The 19,746-nt window shown below is 73.4% G+C and carries 18 protein-coding genes and 1 pseudogene; 15 read left to right on the top strand and 4 right to left on the bottom strand.

Annotation, left to right across the window (positions count from 1 at the left end):
* Positions 1–53 precede the first annotated feature (53 nt).
* Positions 54–1,868 carry a phosphatidylglycerol lysyltransferase domain-containing protein gene (locus ACE4Q9_RS14975; RefSeq protein WP_397984731.1) on the bottom strand — a complete coding sequence of 605 codons (1,815 nt, stop codon included), beginning with the start codon at positions 1,866–1,868 and terminating at the stop codon, positions 54–56.
* Between the two features lie 228 nt (positions 1,869–2,096).
* Between ACE4Q9_RS14975 and ACE4Q9_RS14970 the strand changes: the two genes are divergently transcribed.
* The 3 genes from ACE4Q9_RS14970 to ACE4Q9_RS14960 all read left to right on the top strand — a co-directional run bounded on the left by ACE4Q9_RS14970 (position 2,097) and on the right by ACE4Q9_RS14960 (position 5,950).
* A complete protein-coding gene (locus tag ACE4Q9_RS14970; protein ID WP_397984730.1) occupies positions 2,097–3,221 on the top strand; it encodes an alpha/beta hydrolase in 1,125 nt (374 codons plus the stop codon).
* A gap of 96 nt (positions 3,222–3,317) precedes the next feature.
* Positions 3,318–4,712: a hypothetical protein gene (locus ACE4Q9_RS14965; RefSeq protein ID WP_397984729.1), complete on the top strand. Its 1,395-nt coding sequence runs from the start codon at positions 3,318–3,320 to the stop codon at positions 4,710–4,712.
* Between the two features lie 86 nt (positions 4,713–4,798).
* Positions 4,799–5,950: an NADH-quinone oxidoreductase subunit D gene (locus ACE4Q9_RS14960; protein ID WP_397984728.1), complete on the top strand. Its 1,152-nt coding sequence runs from the start codon at positions 4,799–4,801 to the stop codon at positions 5,948–5,950.
* Between the two features lie 48 nt (positions 5,951–5,998).
* On the opposite strand, the gene ACE4Q9_RS14955 is transcribed toward ACE4Q9_RS14960, so the two are convergent.
* Entirely contained in the window at positions 5,999–7,021 is a 1,023-nt protein-coding gene (locus ACE4Q9_RS14955) for an SAM-dependent methyltransferase (RefSeq protein WP_397984727.1), read from the bottom strand.
* Positions 7,022–7,139: 118 nt separating this feature from the next.
* On the opposite strand from ACE4Q9_RS14955, the gene ACE4Q9_RS14950 reads away from it, so the two are divergent.
* Both ACE4Q9_RS14950 and ACE4Q9_RS14945 read left to right on the top strand, forming a co-directional pair.
* A complete protein-coding gene (locus ACE4Q9_RS14950; protein WP_397984726.1) occupies positions 7,140–8,345 on the top strand; it encodes a sensor histidine kinase in 1,206 nt (401 codons plus the stop codon).
* A gap of 31 nt (positions 8,346–8,376) precedes the next feature.
* Positions 8,377–9,048, top strand: coding sequence for a response regulator (locus ACE4Q9_RS14945; protein WP_397984725.1), 672 nt, complete (start codon positions 8,377–8,379; stop codon positions 9,046–9,048).
* A 37-nt stretch (positions 9,049–9,085) separates the two neighbouring features.
* Here ACE4Q9_RS14945 and ACE4Q9_RS14940 read toward each other — a convergent pair.
* Positions 9,086–10,364, bottom strand: a pseudogene (locus ACE4Q9_RS14940) (threonine aldolase family protein).
* 173 nt (positions 10,365–10,537) lie between these two features.
* On the opposite strand from ACE4Q9_RS14940, the gene ACE4Q9_RS14935 reads away from it, so the two are divergent.
* The 10 genes from ACE4Q9_RS14935 to ACE4Q9_RS14890 all read left to right on the top strand — a co-directional run bounded on the left by ACE4Q9_RS14935 (position 10,538) and on the right by ACE4Q9_RS14890 (position 18,771).
* Positions 10,538–11,566, top strand: coding sequence for a Rossmann-like and DUF2520 domain-containing protein (locus ACE4Q9_RS14935; protein WP_397984724.1), 1,029 nt, complete (start codon positions 10,538–10,540; stop codon positions 11,564–11,566).
* Entirely contained in the window at positions 11,563–12,564 is a 1,002-nt protein-coding gene (gene panC / locus ACE4Q9_RS14930; protein ID WP_397984723.1) for a pantoate--beta-alanine ligase, read from the top strand. The genes ACE4Q9_RS14935 and panC overlap by 4 nt, the downstream gene beginning before the upstream one ends.
* Positions 12,561–14,258, top strand: a complete 1,698-nt coding sequence (locus ACE4Q9_RS14925; RefSeq protein ID WP_397984722.1) for an L-aspartate oxidase — start codon at positions 12,561–12,563, stop codon at positions 14,256–14,258. The genes panC and ACE4Q9_RS14925 overlap by 4 nt, the downstream gene beginning before the upstream one ends.
* Positions 14,259–14,287: 29 nt before the next feature.
* A complete protein-coding gene (nadC, locus tag ACE4Q9_RS14920; protein ID WP_397984721.1) occupies positions 14,288–15,265 on the top strand; it encodes a carboxylating nicotinate-nucleotide diphosphorylase in 978 nt (325 codons plus the stop codon).
* A gap of 5 nt (positions 15,266–15,270) precedes the next feature.
* Positions 15,271–16,068 (top strand): type III pantothenate kinase, encoded by a 798-nt coding sequence (locus tag ACE4Q9_RS14915; RefSeq protein ID WP_397984720.1) that lies wholly within the window; start codon positions 15,271–15,273, stop codon positions 16,066–16,068.
* A gap of 96 nt (positions 16,069–16,164) precedes the next feature.
* A complete protein-coding gene (locus ACE4Q9_RS14910; protein ID WP_397987220.1) occupies positions 16,165–16,770 on the top strand; it encodes a hypothetical protein in 606 nt (201 codons plus the stop codon).
* Positions 16,771–16,909: 139 nt separating this feature from the next.
* A complete protein-coding gene (locus ACE4Q9_RS14905) occupies positions 16,910–17,089 on the top strand; it encodes a hypothetical protein (RefSeq protein ID WP_397984719.1) in 180 nt (59 codons plus the stop codon).
* A 169-nt stretch (positions 17,090–17,258) separates the two neighbouring features.
* Positions 17,259–17,678, top strand: coding sequence for a BlaI/MecI/CopY family transcriptional regulator (locus ACE4Q9_RS14900; protein ID WP_397987219.1), 420 nt, complete (start codon positions 17,259–17,261; stop codon positions 17,676–17,678).
* Positions 17,679–17,687: 9 nt separating this feature from the next.
* Positions 17,688–18,221, top strand: coding sequence for an amino-acid N-acetyltransferase (locus ACE4Q9_RS14895; RefSeq protein ID WP_397984718.1), 534 nt, complete (start codon positions 17,688–17,690; stop codon positions 18,219–18,221).
* Positions 18,222–18,435: 214 nt separating this feature from the next.
* The gene (locus ACE4Q9_RS14890) at positions 18,436–18,771 is read left to right on the top strand and encodes an Lsr2 family protein (protein ID WP_146465087.1); all 336 of its coding nucleotides are present in this window, start codon (positions 18,436–18,438) and stop codon (positions 18,769–18,771) included.
* 60 nt (positions 18,772–18,831) lie between these two features.
* On the opposite strand, the gene ACE4Q9_RS14885 is transcribed toward ACE4Q9_RS14890, so the two are convergent.
* Positions 18,832–19,461, bottom strand: a complete 630-nt coding sequence (locus ACE4Q9_RS14885; protein ID WP_397984717.1) for an SCO3374 family protein — start codon at positions 19,459–19,461, stop codon at positions 18,832–18,834.
* Between the last annotated feature and the right edge of the window lie 285 nt (positions 19,462–19,746).

Here is a 19,746-nt window from a genome sequence, read left to right as displayed (position 1 = left end):
CCCGGACGGCGCCGCCACGGCCCGGAGTGCTCGGGCGGCGCCGGGAAGGGTGATCACGCCGCTCGGGCGTCCCGTTCGGTCACCGCGTGGGCGCACGGGCGTTCGGCGGCCGGGCGGCGGCGGCGCAGGAAGCGGGGCAGCGGCAGGGCCAGGTTGACGAAGCCCTCGGCCTGCATGGTGGCGAAGCCGATGCGGGGCAGGTCGGTGGTGGCGCGGTAGACGATGAAGCGCGGCTCCCAGCGCGGCTGGAACTTGGCGTTGAACTTGTACAGCGACTCGATCTGGAACCAGCGCGAGAGGAACACCAGCAGCCCGCGCCAGGCGCGCAGCACCGGGCCCGCGCCGATCTTCTCGCCGCGCGCGAGGGCGGAGCGGAACATGGCGAAGTTCAGCGAGACACGGGCGATGCCGAACTTGGGGGCGGCCTGGAGGGCGGCCACGATCAGCAGTTCGTTCATGCCGGGGTCGGCGCTGCGGTCGCGGCGCATCAGGTCGAGCGAGGCGCCGTCCTGGCCCCAGGGCACGAAGTGCAGGATCGCCTTCAGGTCGCCGTACTCGCCGGCCTCCTCGTCCGCCTTGTGGGCGGTGGCTATGAGGCAGTCGCCGTCGGACGGGTCGCCGATGCGGCCCAGCGCCATGGAGAAGCCGCGCTCGGTGTCGGTGCCGCGCCAGTCCTCCGCGGCCCGCCGGACGCGCTCCAGCTCCGCGTCGCCGAGGTCACGGACACGCCGTACCCGCGTTTCGTAGCCGGCCCGCTCGATGCGCTTGACCATCTGCCGGACGTTGCGCATGGCGCGTCCGGCGAGCGAGAAATCCGCCACGTCCACCACCGCCTCGTCGCCCAGTTCCAGGGCGTCCAGGCCGGTCTCGCGGGTCCACACCTCGCCCCCGGTCTCCGAGCAGCCCACGACCGCGGGGGTCCAGGAGTGTGCCTTGGCCTCGTCCATGAAGCGCTCGATGGCGCCCGGCCAGGCCTCGACGTCGCCGATGGGGTCGCCGCTGGCGAGCATCACGCCGGAGATGACACGGTAGGTGACCGCCGCCTTGCCGCTGGGCGAGAAGACGACCGCCTTGTCGCGGCGCAGCGCGAAGTGCCCGAGGGAGTCGCGGCGGCCGTGCTTGACCAGCAGCTCCCGCAGCCGCGCCTCGTCGTCCTCGGTGAGCTGGGCGGCCGGGTGCTCGGGGCGGAAGGCCAGGTAGATCGTGGTGACGGCGGTGAGCCAGCCGAGCGCGCCGAGCGAGAAGGCGACGGTCCAGGAGGTCGCGCCCTGGTAGTCGACCGGGCCCTCGAAGCCGACCAGTCCGTAGACGACATGGGTGAGCCGGTCGGCCAGGCTCGGGTCGCCCACCGTGCGGTGCGGGTGGACGCTGACGATGACCAGTCCGAGAGCCACCGAACCGGCGCTCATCAGTACGAAGTTGGCGAGCGCCCGCCAGCGGCTGCGCGGGTCCGGCAGGGCCGCGAACTCCCGGCGGTGCCACACCAGCGGCACCAGCAGCACGATCGCGATCAGCAGGCCCACCAGCGAGTGCCGGTAGGCCAGTTGGGCCACCGCACCGGCCGGCAGCAGCGCGACCGCCGCACGCCACGCCCGGCGCTTGCGCCGCCTGAGTCCGTGCGCGAGCAGCAGCAACAGCACACCGGCGCTCAGCGAGAGCGCCGCCGCGAAGGGTCCGAAGGACCCCGGCAGCACCTCGGCGATGGCGTGCATACGGCTGTGCCGGAAGCGCGGGAAGACCCCGGCGGCGATGTCCAGGAGGCCGACGAGGGCGACCGCCCTGCCGACCAGGCCGGGGACGGCCTCGGGGCGCGGGCCGCGCAGTATGCGCCGCGCCCGGCTTGATCGGCCCGGAACCCCGCCCGACATTTCCCCATCTATCCTGACAGACATCGCATCCCGTAGTTCTGCGAGAGACCTTGGACCCGGGCCCGATCGGGCATCCGGTGACATTGCGCCCTCTAGGACGGTGTCTGGGGGAGAGAGGTTCACTCCCCACCGGAAAGTCGGGCCAAAGGCCGAGGAAAGCCCCGGGCAAACCCACGCGAGCGGGCGTGGCGGCGCAACGGGCCGAGAGCGCAGGCAGGAACAGTTTTCATGGGTCTCACGAGCAACAAGGTCCTGATGCTGGCGATCGTGTTCGCCGTGGTGCTGTTCGCGGGCACGGTGTGGCTGTGGCCGCGCCTCGCCCGGCAGAACTGGCGCGCGATCGGCGGGCGCGTCGGACTGCTGCTCGCCACCCAGGTCGCCGTGTTCGCCTCGGTGGGCCTCGCCGCCAACCAGGCCTTCGGTTTCTACGCCAGCTGGGCGGACCTGCTCGGGCAGGAGAACGGCCAGGGCGTGGTCGTCGACCACATAGCGGACGGCGCCGGCAGCCCGGTCCGGGTGGTCTCCACCGCACGGGTCCTCGGGATGGGCAGCGGGGCGCCGCAGGTGTCCGGGCAGGTGCAGCAGGTGGACATCCTGGGCCGGACGACGAAGATCTCGGCGCCGGCGTTCGTGTACCTGCCGCCGGAGTACTTCCAGCCGGGCGGGAGCCACCGCAAGTTCCCGGTCTCCGTCGTGCTGACCGGCTACCCCGGCACCGCGCAGGCGCTGGTGGACAAGCTGCACTACCCGACCACGGCGCAGCGGCTCGCCAGGGGCGGCAAGATGCAGCCGATGATCCTGGTGATGCTGCGCCCGTCGGTGGCGCCGCCGCGGGACACCGAGTGCGTGGACGTGCCCGGCGGCCCGAAGGTGGAGACGTTCTTCGCCAAGGACCTGCGCGACTCGGTGATGAGCCGCTACCGGGTGGACCCCACGCCCGCGAGCTGGGGCATCATCGGCGACTCGACCGGCGGGTACTGCGCGCTGAAGATCGCCATGCACCACCCGAAGTCGTACGGCGCCGCCGTGGGCCTGTCGCCGTACTACAAGGCGCCGATCGACCCGACCACCGGTGACCTGTTCCACGGTGACAAGAACCTGCGCGATCGTGCCAACCTCTTCTGGGTGCTCAAGCACCAGTCGGCCCCCGAAACGTCACTGCTGGTCACCAGCAGCAAAATCGGCGAGCACAACTACAAGGACACGCTCCGGTTTATCAAGAACGTCCAGGACACGAACGTGACCAGGATTTCTTCGATCATCCTCCCGAGCGGTGGCCACAACTTCAACACCTGGCGGCGGGAGATCCCGGCGGCGCTCCAGTGGCTCGGCGCCCGGCTTGTGTCGCACTGAACGTTTGGCTCCTGACGCCCTGTGAAGCGCGCGCGATGGCCGTGTTTTTGCGGGGCGGGGGTCCATCATTCGCCTACGCGCGGTAAGTTTCTGGCCATGCCACGTGGACGCCACCGCCATTCCCCGCCTCTGCACCGGCTGTTGCCCCCTTCCGCGATCGCCGGCGTATCCGTCGCGTGCGCGCTGGGCCCCTGGGTTTTCTCCGAGGCCGCGGTATTGCGCGCGCTGGCCGGGGCCGCCGCGGCGACCGCGATCGCCGGCGCGTTCGTGATGCGCCGCTGGGACATCCACGCGGGCAAACAGGTCGCCGACCTCACCCGCGCGCGGGCCGGCGACGAATGGCGCTTCGAGGAACGGGTCGCCGAGCTGGAGTCCGACCTGGAGGAGTCGCGCGAACTGCGCGCCAAGCTGGAGCAGCGGCTGCGCGCCAAGCGCGCCGAACTGGCGGGCCTGCGCAACGAGCACGCCGCCCTGCTGCGCCGCTACGCCACCGCGGAGACCGAGCGCGCCAGCGCGCTGGAGGGGCGCCGCCTGCTGGAGCTGGAGTCGGGCCCGCCCGCGCTGGAGCCGGCCGGGCGTACGGCGCCCTCGCCGGCGTCCCGGACGGCCTCCCCGGCCCTGCCGCCGGCCCGTGGCGGGGAGCCGGAGGCCGTCGCCGAGACCGGGAAGGCGTACGACGTCTTCTCGGCCGGGGGCGCCAAGCTGTACGGGCAGGCGCTGCGGGCGCTCGCCGCGTTCGAGCGGGACTCCGCCGGGAACGCCGGGTCCGCCACCGCCGAGGGGGCCGGTGCCGAAGGGGAAGGTGCCGAGGGGGACATAGCCGGGCTGGGCGAGGCGGGGGCCGGGGTCGCGCCGGAGGCCGAGACGGAGGACACGCCGGAAGCCGGGGGTGCGGCGGGCGCTGGGAGCCCTGAGGACGCCGAGGGCGTTCAGAACGTACCGGGCGGCGAGGCGGCGCAGGACCGGCCGCTGACGGCCGGGGGGCACGCGAAGGCCGGCGAGCCCGCGGTGTCGCAGGCGACAGAGGCCCCGGACGCCCCCGAGACCGCCGGGGCCCCCAAGGTGCCCGCGACTCCCGAGGCGTCCTCGGTCCCCGAGGCCCCTGCGTCTGCCGCGGCCCCTACGGCTCCCGAGGCTTCCGCAGCCCCCGCGGCCTCCGCCGCCGGTTCCTCCGCCGCCGGGCACTTCACCGTGCCGACCGCCGTGGCCGTCGTACCGGCATCGCCCGCGCGGCGCTCGCTGGCCGAGGGTGGTTTCGACTTCTTCGGCACGCAGAAGGCGGCGCCGAAGGCCGCGCTGGACGCCGTGCAGAACGAGGACCTGGCCGATGTCGTCGGCCAGGAGGCGCTGGCCGTGCACAAGGCCGAGGCGGAGGCGGAGTTCAAGCCCGCCGACGACAGCGCGCGCGGTGTCGGCCAGGTCATCGACCTGACGGCGCACGACGAGACCGAGGTGATCGACCTCCAGGGGCTGCGCAGCGCGGTCTCCTGACGACGGCACCTCCACGGCGAAGGCCCGGCCCCGCACACACAGGGAGCCGGGCCTTCGCGTGTCCCGGCATGGGGGAGACTGGGGGCATGAGTCCTACGACGCAGACCACGGTCGGGATCGGCGGTGCCGCGGAGAGCACCGACATGGTGCTCAACATCGGGCCCCAGCACCCGTCCACGCACGGCGTACTGCGGCTCAGGCTGGTGCTGGACGGCGAGCGCATCGTGCGCGCCGAGCCGGTGATCGGCTATATGCACCGCGGTGCCGAGAAACTCTTCGAGGCGCGGGACTACCGGCAGATCATCATGCTGGCCAACCGCCACGACTGGCTGTCGGCGTTCTCGAACGAGCTGGGCGTGGTCCTCGCCGTGGAGCGGATGCTCGGCATGGAGGTCCCCGAGCGCGCGGTGTGGACGCGCACCCTGCTCGCCGAGTTGAACCGGGTGCTCAACCACCTGATGTTCCTCGGCTCCTACCCGCTGGAACTGGGCGGCATCACGCCGGTGTTCTACGCGTTCCGCGAGCGCGAGGTGCTCCAGAACGTCATGGAGGAGGTCTCCGGCGGGCGCATGCACTACATGTTCAACCGCGTCGGCGGCCTCAAGGAGGACCTGCCCGCCGGATGGACGGCGCGCGCCCGGGCCGCCGTCGCCGCGGTGCGCTCGCGCATGGACGTCTTCGACGACCTGGTGCTCGGCAACGAGATCTTCCGGGGGCGCACGCGCGGGGTCGGCGTGCTCGCTCCCGAGGCGGTGCACGCCTACGGCGTGAGCGGGCCCATCGCGCGCGGTTCGGGCGTCGACTTCGACCTGCGCCGCGACGAGCCGTACCTGGCGTACGGCGAGCTCCAGGACACGCTGGAGGTCGTCACCCGGAGCGAGGGCGACTGTCTCGCCCGCTTCGAGGTGCTGCTCGCGCAGACGCACAACGCGCTGGACCTCGCGGACGCCTGCCTGGACCGGATCGCCGGGCTGGCGCCCGGACCGATCAACCAGCGCCTGCCGAAGGTGCTGAAGGCGCCCGAGGGCCATACGTACGCCTGGACCGAGAATCCGCTCGGCATCAACGGCTACTACCTGGTCAGCAAGGGTGAGAAGACCCCGTACCGGCTCAAGCTGCGCTCGGCGTCGTACAACAACATCCAGGTGCTCACCGAGCTGCTGCCCGGCACGCTGGTGGCGGACATGGTGGCGATCCTGGGCTCGATGTTCTTCGTGGTCGGCGACATCGACAAGTAGCCGACGGCATCGACAAGTAGGCGGCATCGCCGAGCCAGGCAGGCCGGCTCAGGCCAGCGGGTCCGCGATGCCCACCGGCTGGACCAGCCAGCCGAAGTCGCCGAGTCCGCCCGTGGCGGTGAGTTCGGCGGCCTCCCCGGCGCCCGCCAGGGCGCGCACATACCCGGCGGGGTCGGAGGAGGCGAGCGCGAGCGGGGGGCGCGCGCCGGTGATGCCGAGGGCGTGCAGGGCGGCGCGCTGGGTCAGCAGACGCGCCGGGGCCGGGGATGCCGCCGCGCACGCGTCCAGGGCGACATGGGCCGTGATGTCGCAGGTCCCGTCCGGTACCGGGGTCGTCTCGCGGCCCGCGCGGAAGCCGGTGAGGGTGCCGAACGGGGGGCGTGCGCCGATGGTGTGTGCGTAGTCCACGGCCACCGCGAGCCCCCGCGTCACCCGGCCCGCGACCGCCGCCCACGCCCGGTCGCGGGGCAGCCCGATCTCCGCCCGCGCCCCCTCCCCGCCCGGCGGCCACCAGCGCGCCAGCCAGTCCGCGTCCGCGCCGGTCACCGGGGCGCCGAGGCGCTCGGAGCCGTCGGCGCCGACCAGCACGTACCGGGGCACGCCCGCCGGGTCCGTCTCCGCCACGTCCACGGGCACGTTGTCCAGCCACTCGTTGGCGAACAGCAGCCCGGTGATCTCCCGCGGCGGCTCCGCGCGCCAGGCGACGCGTTCGTCCAGGCCCGCGGGCCGGCCGGCGATCTCGACGGCGTACGGTCGCACGCGCGCCGCCACCTCGGCCGGCAGGGCGGCGAGCACCCCGGCGACCAGCTCGCCCCGTCCGGCGGCCATGTCCACGAAGTCCAGCGCCGCAGGCCGTCCCAGCGCCGTGTCGACCCGGCGGAGCAGTTCCGCCACGGCCCGCGCGAACAGCGGCGAGGCGTGCACGGACGTACGGAAGTGCCCGGCGGGCCCCTCCGGTCGCCGGTAGAAGCCGGCCGGGCCGTACAGGGCCGCCTCGGCCGCCGTCCGCCAGCCCCGTGGACCCGCGCCACCGGACGCCTCCCGCTCCTGCCCCGGCCTCTGCTGCGTCACGGCACCAGACTAGGCGCCCAGATGATCACCTCCTCCACCTTGGGGAGTACGTCCGCCGGGCCCGGATCGGCCCTCCGGTTGACCCGTGCGGGCATTCCGTTTCCCTACTCTGGGTTACGTGCAGCGCCTCTACGACTTCTTCCGCCGCCACCCGACCTGGGTCGACTCCTTCTGGGCCGTCGTCCTGTTCGGGCTGTCGGCGCTCAGCGAGGTCAATCTGCGCGGCACGCCCGGCCACCGGGCATCGCTCGGCGCTGGGATCGCCGTCTCCGCCGTGCTGTGCGTCGTCGTCGCGCTGCGCCGCCGGTTCCCGGAGCCGATGCTGCTGCTGGCGCTCGCCACCGGCCTCGCCCAGCTCGTGCTGGACGTGGAGACGGGCGTCGCCGACTTCGCGCTGCTGGTGATCGCCTACACGGTCGCCACCATGGGCGCGCGCTGGGCCTCCCGGCTCGCCCTGGCGGCCAGTTTCTGCGCCGCGGCCATGGCGCAGCTGCGCTGGCCGGCTCAGCACTCCAGTTTCGCCGGGCAGCTCGCCATCGTGGCCTTCCAGACCGTGCCGTTCGCGCTCGCCTGGGTGCTCGGCGACTCCATGCGCACCCGGCGCGCCTACTTCGCCCAGCTGGAGGAGCGCGCGGCCCGCCTGGAGAAGGAGCGCGAGGCGCAGTCGAAGGTCGCGGTCGCCGCCGAGCGCGCCCGGATCGCCCGCGAACTGCACGACGTCGTCGCGCACAACGTGTCCGTGATGGTGGTCCAGGCCGACGGCGCCGCCTACGTCCTGGACGCCGCCCCCGACCAGGCCAGGAAGGCCCTGGAGACGATCTCCTCGACCGGCAGGCAGGCCCTCGCCGAGATGCGCCGCCTGCTGGGCGTGCTGCGCACCGGGGAGCACCAGGAGAGCGGCGAGTACGTCCCGCAGCCCGACGTCGAGCAGATCGACGAGCTGATCGAGCAGTGCCGCAGCTCGGGCCTGCCCGTCGACTTCAGGGTGGAGGGCACCCCGCGCCCGCTGCCCAGCGGGGTGGAGCTGACCGCGTACCGGATCGTGCAGGAGGCGCTCACCAACACCCGTAAGCACGGCGGGCCGAACGCGGGTGCGAGCGTTCGTCTGGTGTACTTCGACGACGGTCTGGGCCTGCTGGTGGAGGACGACGGCAAGGGCGCCCCACAGGAGCTGTACGAGGAGGGCGGCGCCGACGGCCGGGGGCACGGACTGATCGGGATGCGCGAACGCGTCGGCATGGTCGGCGGCACCCTGGACGCCGGGCCGCGTCCCGGCGGGGGCTTCCGCATCAGCGCACTTCTGCCGCTCAAACCGGCGCACTGAGTCACCGAAGACGGATGGAAGAAGGACCCCGATGACGATCCGCGTGATGCTCGTCGACGACCAGGTGCTGCTGCGCACCGGGTTCGGGATGGTGCTCGCCGCCCAGCCGGACATGGAGGTCGTCGCCGAGGCGGGGGACGGCGTCGAGGCCCTGGAGGCGCTGCGCTCCACCGCGGTCGACGTCGTCCTGATGGACGTCCGCATGCCCAAGCTCGACGGCGTGGAGGCCACCCGGCGCATCTGCGCGCAGCCGGACGCGCCCAAGGTGCTGATCCTGACCACGTTCGACCTGGACGAGTACGCCTTCTCCGGGCTGAAGGCGGGCGCGTCCGGCTTCATGCTCAAGGACGTGCCGCCCGGTGAGCTGCTGGCCGCCATCCGCGCCGTGCACAGCGGTGACGCCGTGGTGGCGCCCTCGACCACGCGGCGCCTGCTGGACCGGTTCGCGCCGATGCTGCCCTCCGCCGGCCGGGACCCCAAGCACAAGGAGCTGGAGCGCCTCACCGAGCGGGAGCGCGAGGTGATGGTGCTGGTCGCGCAGGGCCTGTCCAACGGGGAGATCGCGGCGCGGCTGGTGCTGTCCGAGGCGACCGTGAAGACCCATGTGGGCCGCATCCTCACCAAGCTGGGGCTGCGGGACCGGGTGCAGGTGGTGGTGCTGGCCTACGAGACCGGCCTGGTGCGGGCCGGCGGCCACGGCTGACGGCCGCCTCCGCCGCCCGCGCCTCCCCGCCGCCGGATCACCCGGCGACCCCCGGCGAGCTCCCTTCCCGCCCCGGCAGCCGCCGCGCGAACTCCCGTACGGCGGCCCGCACCTCCTCCGCCGTCCACTCCAGGCCGGACGCCTGCACGGAGACCTCCGTGCAGGCCATGCCGGGGCCCGCGGCGCCGGACCAGTGGCCGGGGAAGAGGGCCACCGAGGTCTCCTCGGCCTGCCGCAGCGCCGCCTCGGCGAGCACCTCGGGCTCGTACGGCAGCCAGACCTGGAACTCGTGGGTGTGCGGTACCTCGGGGTGCACCCGCGCCCAGGCGAGCCCCGCTTCGGCGAACCCCTCGCGCAGCGCGGCGGCGACCACGCGCGCGTGGCGGACGTACTCGGGCAGCCGGGGCAGCGAGCGCTCCAGGCCGATCAGCGCGGACAGCGCGGTCGGGAACTGCTGGAAGATCTGCCCGCCGTACCGGTGCCGCCAGGCCCGCGCCTCCTCGACCAGCGTGGGCGGGGGCGGGGTCTCGGCTGGGGGGGGGGGTAGGGGCCCGGCGAGCGCGGGCGCCGAGGCCGTCGAGGGACTTGTAGAACGACACGTAGACGCTGTCGGCCAGGCCCGCGATCTCCGCCAGGGGGCGCTCGAAGTGCTCGGTGCACTCCCACAGGCGCGCGCCGTCGAAGTGCACCACCGCGTCGCGCTCCCGCGCCGCCTCCACCAGCTCGGTCAGCTCCTCCCAGGTGGGCAGCACGAAACCGGTGTCCCGGAGCGGCAGTTCGAGCATCAGCGTCCCGAAGGGCTCCGCCAGGTCGCGTATCTCCGCGGCCGTCGGCCAGCTGGTCCCGCTGCCCACGTGCACCGGGCGCAGCCCGCTGACCTGGCTGAGGGCGTCACGCTCGTGCATCGCGGGGTGGGACAGCGGGTGCAGGGCCACCGCGGGGTTGCCGGTACGGCCCGCCCAGCAGCGCAGCGCCACCTGCTGGGCCATGGTGCCCGTGGGGAAGAACGCGGCGTCCTCGGTGCCCAGCAGCGCGGCGACCCGCTCCTCCAGGGCGGCGACGATCCGGTTGCCGTAGACGTCGGCCGGTTCGTCCAGGTCGTACACCTCCGCGCCCGCCTCCGCCAGGTCCGCGAGGCGGTCGCGGACCGAGTCGCCCGCGTGCGCGTGGCTCAGCCGGCGCGCACCCCGCCGCCGTACGGCCGCCCACCGCTCCCCGGTCGTGGGCTCCGCCTGTTCCCCGGTCGCGGGCTCCGCCCGTATCCCGGTCGTCGGTTCCGTGTCCTGCGTGGATGTCTCGGTCATGCCTGGGATCATGCCGCGCCGGGGCCGCGCGTGGCACCGCATATACGAGCGCGAGCCGCGTGGTGAAACCCACAGCCTGTGGACAACCGGTCGGCGGCGGACCGAGATAGCGTTAACATGACGAGAAATCGTCCGGTACATCGTCCGGTACCCGAAGCGGACTGGAACGGGAAGGCCGTCGTCGCGTGAGTACAGTCCACCAGCAAGACCACCGGGACCGCCCCGCGCGGCTCACCGTCGGCGTCGTGGGCGCCGGCCGGGTGGGCCCCGCGCTGGCCGCGTCCCTCCAGCTCGCCGGGCATCGGCCGGTGGCCGTCTCCGGTGTCTCCGACGCCTCCCGCAGGCGCGCCGAGGCCCTGCTTCCGGGCGTGCCCCTGGTGCCGCCCGCCGAGGTCCTGGAGCGCGCCGACCTGGTGCTGCTCACCGTCCCCGACGACGTGCTGCCCGCCCTGGTCACGGGGCTCGCCGAGACCGGTGCCGTACGGCCGGGACAACTGCTCGTGCACACCTCCGGGCGGTACGGCGCCAAGGTGCTCGGCCCCGCCCTGCGGGCCGGTGCCCTGCCGCTCGCGCTGCACCCCGCGATGACCTTCACCGGCACCCCCGTGGACGTCCAGCGCCTCGCGGGCTGCTCCTTCGGCGTCACCGCGCCCGAGGAGCTGCGGCTGGCCGCCCAGGCCCTGGTGATCGAGATGGGCGGCGAGCCGGAGTGGATCAGCGAGGAGAACCGCCCGCTCTACCACGCGGCCCTCGCGCTCGGCGCCAACCACCTGGTCACCCTGGTCGCGCAGGCCATGGAGCTGCTGCGCACGGCCGGTGTCGAGGCCCCCGACCGGATGCTCGGCCCGCTGCTCGGCGCCGCCCTGGACAACGCCCTGCGCTCCGGGGACGCGGCCCTGACCGGGCCGGTCGCGCGCGGGGACGCCGGGACCGTCGCCGCCCACCTCGTGGAGCTGCGCGAGCACGCCCCGGCGGCCGTCGCGGGCTACGTCGCGATGGCCCGCGCCACCGCCGACCGCGCCCTCGCACACGGCCTGCTCAAGCCCGAACTCGCCGCGGACCTGCTCGGCGCCCTGGCCGACGGCGCGGCCACGGGCGCACCCGGCGTACCAGGGACACCCGGCACGCCCGGCGCACCCGGCACCGAGAGCGACGACAACGACGGCACCGACGGCACCGACGGCCCGACCGGCACCGAGGGGAACGACCGATGACCACCGCCCTGCTCAGCACCGCGCGGGAACTGCACGCCCGCCCCCGCACGGGCCGCCGCGCCGTCGTGATGACCATGGGCGCGCTGCACGAAGGCCACGCCACCCTCATCCGCTCCGCGCGCGAGATCGCCGGCCCGGACGGCGAGGTCGTCGTCACCGTCTTCGTCAACCCGCTCCAGTTCGGCGCGGGCGAGGACCTGGACCGCTACCCGCGCACCCTGGACGCCGACCTGAAGGTCGCCGAACAGGCCGGTGCGGACGCCGTGTTCGCGCCCTCCGTGGATGAGGTCTACCCCGGCGGCGACCCCCAGGTCCGCGTCACCGCGGGCCCGATGGGCGAACGCCTGGAGGGTGCCTCCCGGCCCGGCCACTTCGACGGCATGCTGACCGTCGTCGCCAAGCTGCTCCACCTCACCCGCCCCGACGTCGCCCTCTACGGCCAGAAGGACGCCCAGCAGCTCGCCCTGATCCGGCGCATGGTGCGGGACCTGAACTTCGGCATCGAGATCGTCGGCGTGCCGACCGTGCGCGAGGAGGACGGGCTCGCGCTGTCCAGCCGCAACCGCTTCCTGTCGCCCGACGAGCGCCGCACCGCCCTCGCCCTGTCCCGCGCGCTGTTCGCCGGCCGCGACCGGCACGCCGCCCAGGAGGCGCTGCGCGCGCGGGCCCGCGAGGTGCCCGCCACCCAGGCGCGCGCGGAGGCGCTGAGCGCGATAGGGGAGTCCCGCGCGGCCGCCGACGCGCGCGCGGTGGCCACCGCCGCGCCGGGCGGACCGGCCGCCGTCCGCGCCGCCGCCCGCCAGGTCCTGGACGAGGCCGCGCACTACGACCCGCCGCTCGAACTGGACTACCTCGCCCTGGTCGACCCGTCCGACTTCACCGAGATCGGCGACGACTTCGCCGGCGAGGCCGTACTCGCCGTCGCGGCGCGGGTCGGCGCCACCCGGCTGATCGACAACCTCCCGCTCACCTTCGGCACCCTCGGAGCCGCCTCGTGACCAGCACCGGCATACGACTGCACGCGCCCGCCCCCGGCTGGGCCATCGCCGCGGACGTGGTCGTCGTCGGCTCCGGCGTGGCCGGGCTGACCGCCGCCCTGCGCTGCGAGGCCGCCGGGCTGAGCACGGTGGTCGTCACCAAGGCCCGCCTGGACGACGGCTCCACCCGCTGGGCCCAGGGCGGCATCGCGGCCGCCCTCGGCGAGGGCGACACCCCCGAACAGCACCTGGACGACACCCTGGTGGCGGGCGCCGGCCTGTGCGACGAGGCGGCCGTACGCCTCCTGGTCACCGAGGGCCCGGACGCGGTACGACGGCTCATCGAGACCGGCGCGCACTTCGACGAGTCCGACGGGGGCGGCCTCGCCCTCACCCGCGAGGGCGGCCACCACCGGCGCCGGATCGCGCACGCGGGCGGCGACGCCACCGGCGCCGAGATCTCCCGCGCGCTGGTCGAGGCGGTCCGCGCGCGCGGCCTGCGCACCATCGAGAACGCGCTCGTCCTGGACCTGCTCACGGACGCCGGGGGCCGCACGGCCGGCGTCACCCTGCACGTCATGGGCGAGGGCCAGCACGACGGCGTGGGCGCCGTGCACGCCCCCGCGGTGGTGCTCGCCACCGGCGGCATGGGCCAGGTGTTCGCCGCCACCACCAACCCGTCGGTGTCCACCGGCGACGGCGTGGCGCTCGCGCTGCGCGCCGGCGCCGAGGTCAGCGACCTGGAGTTCGTGCAGTTCCACCCGACCGTGCTGTTCCTCGGCACCGACGCCGAGGGCCAGCAGCCACTGGTCTCCGAGGCGGTGCGCGGCGAGGGCGCCCACCTGGTCGACGCCGACGGCACCCGCTTCATGCTCGGGCAGCACGAACTGGCCGAGCTGGCGCCCCGGGACATCGTGGCCAAGGCCATCATGCGGCGGATGCAGGAGCAGGACGCCGAGCACATGTTCCTGGACGCCCGCCACTTCGGCGCCGAGATGTGGGCACACCGCTTCCCGACCATCCTGGCCGCCTGCCGGGCCAACGGCATCGACCCGGTCACCGAGCCCATCCCGATCGCCCCGGCCGCCCACTACGCCTCCGGAGGCGTGCGCACCGACGACCACGGCCGCACCACCGTGCCGGGCCTGTACGCGAGCGGGGAGTGCGCCTGCACCGGCGTGCACGGCGCCAACCGGCTCGCCTCCAACTCCCTCCTGGAGGGCCTGGTCTACGCCGAGCGGATCGCCGCGGACATCGCCGCCGAGCGCGCCGCCGACGGCCTGCGCGCGCGGGTGCCCGAGCCGGTCCCGCACCCCGGCAGGCCCGCGCACCCGCTGCTCGCCCCCGAGTCCCGGTTCGCCATCCAGCGGATCATGAGCGAGGGCGCGGGCGTGCTGCGCAGCGCCGAGTCCCTCGCGGGGGCCGCCGAGCAGCTCCAGCGGCTGGACACGGACGCCCGCGACGCGCTGGATGTGCACGGCAAGACCGCCGAGCCCGGCGTGGACACCTGGGAGGCCACCAACCTCCTGTGCGTGGCCCGCGTCCTGGTCGCCGCCGCGCGGCTGCGCGAGGAGACCCGCGGCTGCCACTGGCGCGAGGACTTCGCCGGGCGCGACGACGCCAACTGGCGCCGTCACATCGTCGTCAGGCTCGATCGCGACCGTTCGCTGGCGGTGCGCCCCACCGACACCGCAGACTTCCCCCCTACCCGGTAACACCCAGCGCTTCAGGAGCAGTGACAGACGTGAGCACCGACGACCTTCCCCTCGTGACGACCGGCGGCTGCGGCGACGGCTGCGGCTGCGGCGCGGAGCACGACGAGGAGTACCTGGAGTGCGGGCTCGACCCCGTGCTCGCCGAGCTGCTGGCCGACGCCGGGCTCGACCCGGTCGAGGTCGAGGACATCGCCACCGTGGCCATCCAGGAGGACCTGGCCGGCGGGGTGGACGTGACCACGGTCGCGACCATCTCCGAGGAGGCCGTCGCCACCGGTGACTTCACCGCGCGCGAGGCGGGCACCGTGGCCGGGCTGCGGGTCGCCGAGGCCGTGCTCTCCGTGGTCTGCACGGACGAGTTCGAGGTCGAGCGGCACGTGGAGGACGGCGACCGGGTCGAGGCCGGGCAGAAGCTGCTGTCCGTCACCACCCGCACCCGCGACCTGCTCACCGCCGAGCGCAGCGCGCTGAACCTGCTGTGCCGGCTGTCCGGCATCGCGACCGCGACGCGGGCGTGGGCGGACGTCCTGGAGGGCACGAAGACCAAGGTCCGCGACACCCGCAAGACGACGCCGGGCCTGCGCGCCCTGGAGAAGTTCGCGGTCCGCGCGGGCGGCGGCGTCAACCACCGCATGTCCCTGTCGGACGCGGCCCTCGTCAAGGACAACCACGTGGTCGCGGCCGGCGGCGTCGCCGAGGCGTTCAAGGCCGTACGGGAGTCCTTCCCGGACGTGCCGATCGAGGTCGAGGTCGACACGCTGCACCAGCTGCGCGAGGTCGTGGAGGCGGGCGCCGACCTGATCCTGCTGGACAACTTCACGCCCGGCGAGTGCGCGGAGGCCGTGGGCATCGTGGACGGGCGGGCGCTCCTGGAGGCCTCCGGCCGCCTGACGCTCGCCACCGCGCGCGCCTACGCCGACACGGGCGTCGACTTCCTCGCCGTCGGCGCGCTCACCCACTCCTCGCCGATCCTGGACATCGGCCTGGACCTGCGGGAGGCGGAGTAACGGCCATGCTGCTCACGATCGACGTCGGCAACACGCAAACCGTCCTCGGCCTGTTCGACGGCGAGGACATCGTGGAGCACTGGCGCATCTCCACCGACGCCCGCCGCACGGCGGACGAGCTGGCGGTGCTGCTCCAGGGCCTGATGGGCATGCACCCGCTGCTCGGCGACGAACTGGGCGACGGCATCGACGGGATAGCGATCTGCGCCACCGTCCCCTCGGTCCTGCACGAGTTGCGCGAGGTCACCCGGCGCTACTACGGCGACGTCCCGGCGGTCCTGGTCGAGCCGGGCGTCAAGACCGGCGTGCCCATCCTCACCGACAACCCCAAGGAGGTCGGCGCCGACCGCATCGTCAACTCGGCCGCGGCGGTGGACCTGTACGGCGGTCCGGCGATCGTCGTCGACTTCGGTACGGCGACCACCTTCGACGCGATCTCCGCGCGCGGCGAGTACGTGGGCGGTGTCATCGCCCCCGGCATCGAGATCTCCGTCGACGCGCTCGGCGTCAAGGGCGCCCAGCTCCGCAAGATCGAGGTGGCCCGGCCGCGCAGCGTGATCGGCAAGAACACGGTCGAGGCCATGCAGGCGGGCATCGTGTACGGGTTCGCCGGCCAGGTCGACGGGGTGGTGGGCCGGATGGCGCGCGAGCTGGCGGACGACCCGGACGACGTGACGGTGATCGCGACGGGCGGGCTGGCGCCGATGGTGCTCGGCGAGGCATCGGTGATCGACGAGCACCAGCCGTGGCTGACGCTGATCGGCCTGCGGCTGGTGTACGAGCGGAACGTGTCGCGGCTTTAGAGGGAAACCCTCGCGACACATCATCCCGTTGTGACGCTTTTGTCCGATTAGCGGTAGCGTCGCCGCATGCCCACGCCATACGGATCCCGCGGCGGCATGGCGTTCGGCGCGGAGGAGCTGCGTGTGCTCCGCCGCGCCCTCGCCCTCGCCCTTCACCCCGGCCGCACGTCCGCCCAGGACGTACAGGACTGCCTCCGGCTCGCCGAGTCGCTCGACGAGGCGATCCACGAGGGGGTGAGACTGCGCGCCTTCCTGCTGGCCGATCTGGACCGCTACCGGGCCGCGCTGCCGGGCACCGCGGCCGGTTACTTCACCCTCCTGGAGGAGGCGCTGGGCGCCGCGTACCGGCCGGTGCCGGACGACCTCGCGGCGCTGCGGGCACTGCGCGGGAACCCGAGGGCGGCGGCGCTGCTGGAACGCTGCCGGGCGCTGGCGGAACACGACGTACGGGCCCGCTTCGCCCAGGGCGCGCGCAGGGTCCCGGCGCCGGCGGTGCCGCCCGCGCGCACGCGTCTGCTGGCCCTGTCGGGCGGTGCGGGGCGCCCGTCGGAGGACGCCGGCAAGCAGCCCCCCAAGCCCGCCCCGAAGCCGGCCCCCGCCGAGCGCCCCGACCCGGCCGCCCCCAAGCGCCCCATCCCCACCCCCGGCGAGGTCTTCCCCCGCCGCAAGCCCCCGGCCCCGCCGCAGCAACTGGTCTGCTGACCCCGGCCGGGTACCCACCGGTGGCGGGCGCCCGGTCGGTGACGGCCGTTCTCCGGGGTCGGCGGTATGTCCGTACAGCCGCCTCCGCGTACCCCCACCCCGCCCGATTCGCCCGGTAGGGCATGGCTACTCTGGTCGCATGGACTATGTCTCCGCGCTTGTGCCCCCGGTCGTGATGGCCGCGTTCTTCATCGGTGTGGTCCGGGTGATCGTGAAGACCCAGGGCGGGGCGGCCAAGGCCAAGGAGGACGCGGCCGTCGACGCCGCCATCGCGCGGGCGGAGGCGGCCGGCGGCACGTCCGCCGCGGCCGACGCCTGAGCCGCCCCGAGGGATCGCCGAGGGCCGGGGGGGAAGCGCCGTTTTCCTCAAACACGCCCTTTTTGTCCTGGTTCGTAAGGTTTCGCCACGTCTGGCACGCCATCGCCGCGATCTCCCACTATTGTTCTGAGTTGTGCCTCGCCCCTTGGGAGAACTCGAAGACGCCGTCATGACGCGGGTGTGGAAGTGGAACCGCCCGGTGACCGTTCGGGAAGTCCTGGAAGACCTCCAGCAGGAACGCACCATCGCGTACACCACCGTGATGACGGTTTTGGACAATCTCCATCAGAAGGGCTGGGTCCGCCGCGAGGCGGAAGGACGGGCCTATCGATATGAGGCCGTCTCCACCCGCGCCGCCTACGCCGCGGCCCTCATGAACGACGCCTGGTCGCAGAGCGACAACCCCGCCGCCGCACTCGTCGCGTTCTTCGGGATGATGAGCGAGGAACAGCGCCAGGCCCTTCAGGACGCCGTACGCATCGTCCAGGGACCGGAAACCCGGCAAGCCCCCGAAGCCGCCGAACCGCGAGCCGCACAAGCGGAGCAACAGGAGAACCCCGGCTCGGCTCAGGACGCCGCCGGGCGATAGCGTCCGCCCATGTCCGCGAAGCACCCCGAAGTCTCCGCAAAAGCCATCACGGTCCGCCGGGCCAGGACCGGCGATGTGCCGGCCGTGCGCCGCCTCCTCGACGCCTACGTCCAGGGCCGCATCCTGCTCGACAAAGCCACGGTCACGCTTTACGAGGACATCCAGGAGTTCTGGGTCGCGGAACGGGACGACAACGCCGAGGTCGTCGGCTGCGGCGCGCTGCACGTCATGTGGGAGGACCTCGCGGAAGTCCGCACTCTCGCGGTCAAGCCCGGCCTCAAGGGCGCGGGCGTCGGCCATCAGTTGCTGGAGAAGTTGCTCCAGACCGCGCGCTGGCTCGGTGTTCGCCGGGTTTTCTGCCTGACCTTCGAAGTCGACTTCTTCGGGAAGCACGGCTTCGTCGAGATCGGTGAGACACCGGTCGACACCGATGTCTACGCGGAGCTGCTGCGTTCCTATGACGAGGGCGTCGCGGAGTTCCTCGGACTCGAACGAGTGAAACCGAACACCCTGGGCAACAGCCGGATGCTTCTGCATCTGTGATCGTCTTTGCCCGGCGACTATGCGCGGTGCCCTATGTCCGAAACGCGTATCTTTCCGGCCGCTGCCCCCTCCCCACCGCTCTCCCAGGGGTTTGTGTTTTTCCCGCAAAAGCGGTTTGCTTTCCGACGTATCGCAGTACTGCATATAACAGGGGCGGCGAAACGGGCGGACGCGCGCACCCTGACCCTCAACGTTATCGATGAAAGGAAATCCGGTGGCACAGAAGGTTCAGGTCCTTCTTGTCGACGACCTCGACGGCGGCGAGGCGGACGAGACGGTGACGTTCGCGCTGGACGGCAAGACGTACGAGATCGATCTCACGACGGCCAATGCGGACAAGCTGCGCGGCCTTCTCGACCCTTATGTCAAGGGTGGCCGTCGCACCGGTGGCCGTGCCTCCGGCGGCCGCGGAAAGGCGCGTGCCGCCGCCGGCGGCAACCAGGACACCGCGGCGATCCGCGCCTGGGCCAAGGAGAACGGCCTGGAGGTCAACGACCGCGGCCGCGTCCCCGCCTCCATCCGCGAGGCGTACGAGAAGGCCAACGGCTGACCGGCCGAATCGGCCGGATATCGGTACGACCATCAGAACGGCACGACCGTCAGTACGGCGCTACGGCGAGACCGGCACCCCGCCGCATCCCCGCCGCAGCCGGACGCGGTGACACCACGCTGCCACCGTGTCCACCAGCCGTACGAGATCCGGGGCGCTCCCCTCGCGCCCCACGCCCGGCATCGCGGGCAGCGAGGCTTCCGCCTCGCGTCCCGGCACAGGGGGCCGCAGCCACACGGCGGCCCCCTTCGGGCTGCCGGGCGGTGGCAGCGGCCGGCCGGGCGGCAGGGGTGGCTCCAGGACGTCTCCCGCCCCCAGGGCCCGCAGATCGAGCGCCACGGCGCCCCACTCCAGCCAGTCCAGCAGCCCCGGCAGCTCCTCCGCGCAGCCCGCGGCCACCAGCAGCCGCATCCGGTCACCCCGCAGGGCCACCGGCGAGCCCGGCGCGAGATGCCGCAGCGCCCGCGCGCCCGCCTCGGCCGGCACGTCCAGGACGTCGAAGAGCACCCCGGCCGGCAGCCCCGGCGGCGCTCCGGGCACGGTCGGCCAGCCCAGCTCGTGCTCGTACCAGCGCCGGACCTCGCGCCACCCCGGCCCGCGTCCGGGCGCACCGGGCGCACCGGGCGCTCCCGGTTCGACGGGGCGGCGGGGAAGGGGGACCGTGGAGGTCGTGGAGACCGTGCCAGTCATGCCGGGTGCAACAGGCGGGACAGGCGGCGAGTTACGCTGAGTTCCCCACTGATCGCATAGCGTGCCGAAAACGTGGGCGGCCGGTGGGACGAGGAGCCGCAAGGTTGTTCGCCCATAGCGGAGGGAACCGGTGCGCTCGGCATGGAGTGTCAGTCCCCGCGGGTAAGACATGCCTAGTGGGAGGGGGCGACGCGTGGGCGCGGCGGTCTCCCGTTCGCCATCGGCGTAGTGGCGAGTGGGGTAACTGCCTGGCCTGCGGGAACATCGTCTCGCACCATCGGGTTG

Source organism: Streptomyces sp. AM6-12 (genome assembly GCF_044327085.1).
Taxonomy (GTDB): Bacteria; Actinomycetota; Actinomycetes; order Streptomycetales; family Streptomycetaceae; genus Streptomyces.
Note: the sequence above shows the minus strand (reverse complement) of the source record. Positions and strands in the feature narration are given on the sequence as shown.